Annotated in this window: 1 protein-coding gene; it reads left to right on the forward strand. The window is 69.5% G+C overall.

What is annotated here, in order from left to right; all coding sequences use genetic code 11:
• Positions 1 to 28: 28 nt before the first annotated feature.
• Positions 29 to 528, forward strand: a 500-nt coding sequence (locus ACK4TH_RS13225) for a TlpA disulfide reductase family protein (RefSeq protein WP_409627093.1), incomplete at its 3' end; no start/stop codon positions are given.

A 528-nucleotide genomic window follows, 5' to 3' on the forward strand; every position in this document is an offset into this window, starting at 1 on the left:
GGGCCTTGCTTGAGGCATGATGCGAACCATGACGACCGACGGATCGAACCCTCATCAGAACGCCCCCACGTCCCGCCGCGGTGTGCTGGCGACCGCGGGCGCCCTGGCTGCACTGGCCGGCGCCGGCGTCGCCTGGTGGCGGCTGACCCCCGGCGCCGTGGCCGCCGGCGCCGACGAAATCCGGTCTTTGTGGGCGCTCACTTACGAAAAACCTGGCGGCGGCACGCTGGCCTTCGTCGACTTCAAGGGCAAACCCCTGCTGCTCAACTTCTGGGCCAGCTGGTGCCCGCCCTGTGTAGCCGAGATGCCCTTGCTCGACAGCTTCTACCGCGAACAGGCGGCGCGCGGTTGGGCGGTCGTGGGCCTGGCCATCGACCAGCCGAGCGCCGTGCGCGCCTTTCTTGCGCGCAGCGGCGTGAGCTTCCCCATCGGGCTCGCGGGCCTGGAAGGCGGCGAGCTGATGAAGCAACTGGGCAACAACGCGGGTGCCTTGCCGTTCAGCGTCGTCTTCGGGCGTGATGGGCGCAT

This window comes from Tepidimonas sp., assembly GCF_046292505.1.
Classification (GTDB): domain Bacteria; phylum Pseudomonadota; class Gammaproteobacteria; order Burkholderiales; family Burkholderiaceae_C; genus Tepidimonas.